Genomic DNA, 4,938 nt, shown 5'->3' on the forward strand with positions numbered 1-4,938 from the left:
ACGAGAACAAAGGTGATCCCAAAAACGAAGAAAAGGACAAAGAGAGTAATGAAGGAGATAAAGGTGAGCAGGAAAAAGAAGAAAATAAAAAAGGGGATGGGGACGATAATAAAGAAGAAAAAAAGCAGCCCGAGCAAGGAGATCAACAACAGCAGAAACAACCCAGACCAAACCAATTATCTCAACAACAAATAAAGAATTTGCTTGAGGCAATGCAAAACGAAGAGAAAAAAGTTAAGGAAAAAATGGATGCCCAGAAAGTTAAAGGTGTCAAAACAAAAAATGTGAAAGATTGGTGATATTTAATAAACCTAAATATTATATAATTTGTATTTCTTTACTATTACTGGTCTCCAACCAGCTAATGGCACAAGATAAAGAAGCTATTACTTTTGAAGTAAAGCTCAGCAAAAGCAAGTTGGGAATTAACGAACGTTTGCGGGTAGATTTTGCCATGAACAAAGACGGGGATAATTTTACTCCTCCTGATTTTCAAGGCTTCAGAGTGCTCATGGGGCCTTCTCAATCTATTAGTTCTTCGTGGATAAACGGTGTCAGGAGTTATTCCAAAACGTATTCTTATACCCTTGCACCTTCTGCCCAGGGTAAATTTGCTATTAAGCAGGCCACTATTACCATAGACGGAAAGGTTTATAAATCCCTGTCAAAAAATGTCGAGGTTACGGCAGCGGTAGATAGACCTAATGATCAGATGTCTGTAGATGATATTGCAGATGATAATTTACATTTAGTAGCAGAAGTTTCTAAAACTTCTCCTTATCTCAATGAAGCTATCAGTGTAGTGTACAAATTGTATGTAAGTCCTTCAATTAATGTTTCAAATTTCCGGCCGCTGGACAATCCTAAATACAATAATTTCTGGAGCCAGGATATGCCCTTCACAAGATATGACGTTCAAAATGGCACTTATGAGGGTAAGGCTTATCGTTTTGTAGTTCTTAAAAGAGTGGTGCTTTATCCTCAAAAGAGCGGTCAACTGACTATTGAGCCTCTTTCTTTAGATGTAACATTGGAGGTGCCTTCCAACAAACGTGATTTTTTTGGTGGCAGAATATATACTCAAACAAATAAAACGGTATCTGCTGGAAAGCGCATTATAAATGTAAAACCCTTACCAGTTGAAGGGAAACCGTCAGATTTTGGTGGTGCAGTGGGCAGTTTTGAATTTTCTGTTTCAACGAGCAAAACAACACTAAATGCTTCAGAATCCCTTCAAGCTATAATTACGGTAAAAGGGAATGGCAATTTAAAACTGTTTCAGTTACCTGAGCCTTCGCTGCCCGGAGCTTTAGAAGTTTATGAACCCGAATTTAACGAAGAGGTGAGAACCACGTTATCGGGTATGAAGGGCAAGGTTAGCAATAATTATACAATAGTACCTTCATTCAGAGGTAAATATCCTATCCCTGGCATTACATTCAGTTATTTTGATCCGGAAATAAAGAGCTACAAATCTGTGACTTCAGATGAAATTATGATCAATGTAATGGAAGGCCCATTGGGATCAGGGGCAATAACAAATGCCCCTTCCTCACAAAATAAGCAGGCGGTTATTGGCGCAAATGATCAATTTAATTTTATTAAACTTAAGCCAAACTTAACCGCAATTGGCACAAATTATTTTTTTGGTTCTACAAGGTTTTATTTTTGGTTGTTTTCACCCTTTTTGCTTATCCCAATTGCCGTGTTGTTTGGAAAAAGACGGGAAGCCATAGCTAGTGATATAGCCGGCAACAAAATAAAGAAAGCGAACAAACTGGCAAGGAAATATCTCTCTGAGGCCAAAAAAGCATTAGGTAACAAGGATGCATTTTATATTGCACTTGAAAAAGCTTTACACAACTATCTGAAAGCAAAGCTAAAAATAGAGACTTCTGAGTTTAGTAAGGATAAAATAGCTTCTCTATTATCTAAAAAAGAAATAGACGAGACTGCTATCCACGCTTTTGTAGATCTGCTTAAAAATTGTGAAATGGCCCGATATAGCCCTTTCTCTGATGTTCAAATGCAGCAGGATTACAACAAAGCCAGTGAAACAATTTCATCAATAGACAAAAAACTTTAGTCATGAAGAATTTAATTGTCTTATTATTATTGTTGTTTTCATTCACTGCTAGTGCACAAAACGATGCTCTTTTTAACAGGGCAACAACATATTATAATGAAGGTGAATATGAAAAAGCCTCTGAGAACTACTTTAAAATAATAGAGAACGGTGAGCATTCGGCAGCTGTTTACTATAATTTGGGCAACTGCTACTACAAATTAAATCAAATAGCCCCCAGTATTTACTATTATGAAAAGGCTTTGTTGCTTAAACCCAATGATAGGGAAATCAAAAATAATCTGTCATATGCTCAGAACATGACTTTAGATGCTTTTGAGCCACTTCCGGAGACAAGTCTATCAAAGTTATACAAAAACATCACCAGATTGCTCTCTTTTGATCAATGGTCCTATGCGGCTGTTTTGTTTGTATTCCTATTTATTTTGGCCTATCTCTTGTTTTATTACTTAAGATACTCAACCCAAAAGCGAATAGCTTTTATCGCTAGTATTACTTCTTTCTTTATTGCGGTTTTCTGCTTTGTATTGGCATTAATTCAATTCCGCGATTTTAAGGCAGAGATGCCAGCTATCGTTTTTTCTGAAGAGCTAATCGTTAAGTCTGAACCTAATAATAGAAGTTCACAAGCATTCCTTTTACATGAAGGCACCAAAGTATATGTATTGGATGAGTTGGATGATTGGAAAAAAATAGAACTGAAAGATGGGAAAACAGGTTGGGTGCCTTCAAATGAAATAAAATTGTTGAAAGATTTTTAGTTTTCTTTAACAAATATATGATATAGTTCCTTCTATATTTGTCTTCTAACCAATTTCAGATGATAAAATCTAGTATTTTAGCTTCACTTATTTCGATTTGGCTGTTTGCGGTATTTGCGCCATCCGTCATAACATTGATACATAATGATGATAGCATTTTTATTTCTGTAAACTTAAATGAAGAGGAACAACAAGAACAGGGCAAGAAAGACGGCAGTGAAGAAAAAACATTACTTGAATATTCGATAGCACAAATACACATCTCACCGCAGGAAAGATTACTTCTTTCGGATCAACTGGAGATAATCATTTCTTCTCATGCAATTGAAATTCCAATACCTCCACCTGAATTTTTAGTCAGACAAGCATAAATCCATTTAAAAATTAATTTCTAATCAACCTTTAACATTCATTAAAGGAAATTTATATTTAGTTATGTTAAGATATTTGAAAAACGACATCCCTGCCAGTATTGTGGTGTTTTTTGTCGCACTCCCATTATGCCTGGGAATTGCACTCGCCAGCGGCGCTCCATTATTTTCAGGATTAATAGCCGGTATTGTAGGGGGCATTATCGTAGGAACTCTAAGCGGATCCCAAATAGGCGTGAGCGGCCCGGCTGCGGGATTAGCGGCCATAGTTTTGACTGCAATTGGTGCCTTAGGAGGTTATGAAAACTTCTTAGTCGCTGTGGTTTTAGGTGGTGCCATTCAAATCATATTTGGCGTCCTTAAGGCTGGTATTATTGCCTATTATTTTCCTTCTTCTGTTATTAAAGGTATGCTTACCGGAATTGGACTCATTATCATTCTAAAACAAATTCCTCACTTCTTTGGATACGATGCAGATCCTGAAGGAGATTTTGCGTTTTTTCAGGTAGATGGAGAAAATACCTTCTCGGAGATATTTAATGCTGTGAATTTTATAAGCCCGGGAGCTACAATGGTTGCTTTTCTTGCCCTTGGAATATTAGTCCTTTGGGATAATTTTCTTATCAAGAAGGCTAAAATTTTTCAACTAATTCAAGGACCTTTAGTAGCTGTGTTTGTGGGAATACTATATTATAATTTAACAAAAGATAGTGGCTTTTGGGGTATCTCTTCCGATCATCTGGTAAGCGTACCTATTCCTGATACGCTGGATTCATTTATGGGTCAGTTTAGTTTTCCTAATTTTCAGGTTATAGTCCGTCCGGAAATATGGATAACGGCCTTTACCATTGCCTTAGTGGCCAGCCTTGAAACCCTTTTATGTGTTGAGGCTACTGATAAACTAGACCCACAAAAAAGAGTAACTCCTACCAACAAAGAGCTTTTGGCTCAAGGGACCGGAAATATTATTTCCGGGCTAATAGGAGGTTTACCCATTACCCAGGTGATAGTGAGGAGTTCTGCAAATATCCAGTCAGGAGGAAGATCGAAAATGTCTGCTATCATTCATGGTTTCCTTCTTTTGATATCCGTAATTCTCATCCCCAGACTATTGAACATGATACCGCTTTCAGTCCTGGCAGCCATTCTATTAATTGTGGGTTATAAGTTGGCAAAACCTGCGCTATTTAAAAAAATGTATGACATTGGATGGAAACAATTTATCCCGTTTACAGTTACTGTGCTTGGTATCATTTTTACTGACCTGCTTATAGGTATCGGGTTGGGATTAGGGGTTGGAATAGCGGTCATCCTGATAAAAAGCTATCAAAATTCTCATTTTCTTCATATCGAGGATATAAGCAATGGCAAACATAGAATCAAAATAACGCTTGCAGAGGAAGTTACTTTCTTTAACAAGGGTGCCATTTTGAAGGAGTTGGATAGCCTACCGAGAGAAACATTTTTAGAAATAGACGTTCGAAAAACAAGATACCTTGATAATGATATCATTGAAATCTTGGATGACTTTGCATTTAAAGCAAAAGAAAGAAATATTGACATTCATTTAATCTCTGAAAGAGGTGTTGTCGAAAATCCAAATAGTTTTTTGGAGTTTTTTAGATTAAGGCCGAAATCAGCATAAATCCTATATCATGAGAAAATATAAAATAACTGTACTAACAGACCTGGAGAGAGACGCAGGTGCAACCCTTAAAAG

At 36.7% G+C, this 4,938-nt stretch carries 4 protein-coding genes and 1 pseudogene; all 5 read left to right on the forward strand.

Features of this window, described 5'->3' with window-relative positions; translation table 11 throughout:
* Window positions 1–299, forward strand: a pseudogene (locus WBN20_RS10370) (tetratricopeptide repeat protein); the annotation flags it as partial.
* A gap of 65 nt (window positions 300–364) precedes the next feature.
* A complete protein-coding gene (locus tag WBN20_RS10375; protein WP_424281631.1) occupies window positions 365–2,086 on the forward strand; it encodes a BatD family protein in 1,722 nt (573 codons plus the stop codon).
* Between the two features lie 2 nt (window positions 2,087–2,088).
* Window positions 2,089–2,847 (forward strand): tetratricopeptide repeat protein, encoded by a 759-nt coding sequence (locus WBN20_RS10380; protein ID WP_424281632.1) that lies wholly within the window; start codon window positions 2,089–2,091, stop codon window positions 2,845–2,847.
* A 59-nt stretch (window positions 2,848–2,906) separates the two neighbouring features.
* On the forward strand, window positions 2,907–3,218 hold the full coding sequence (locus WBN20_RS10385; RefSeq protein WP_424273657.1) for a hypothetical protein: 312 nt from the start codon (window positions 2,907–2,909) through the stop codon (window positions 3,216–3,218).
* A gap of 64 nt (window positions 3,219–3,282) precedes the next feature.
* On the forward strand, window positions 3,283–4,863 hold the full coding sequence (locus WBN20_RS10390; protein ID WP_424281633.1) for a SulP family inorganic anion transporter: 1,581 nt from the start codon (window positions 3,283–3,285) through the stop codon (window positions 4,861–4,863).
* Window positions 4,864–4,938: the final 75 nt, after the last annotated feature.

Origin of the sequence: Eudoraea sp., from assembly GCF_049665975.1 — a bacterium.
In the GTDB taxonomy this organism is placed as follows: Bacteria; Bacteroidota; Bacteroidia; order Flavobacteriales; family Flavobacteriaceae; genus Eudoraea.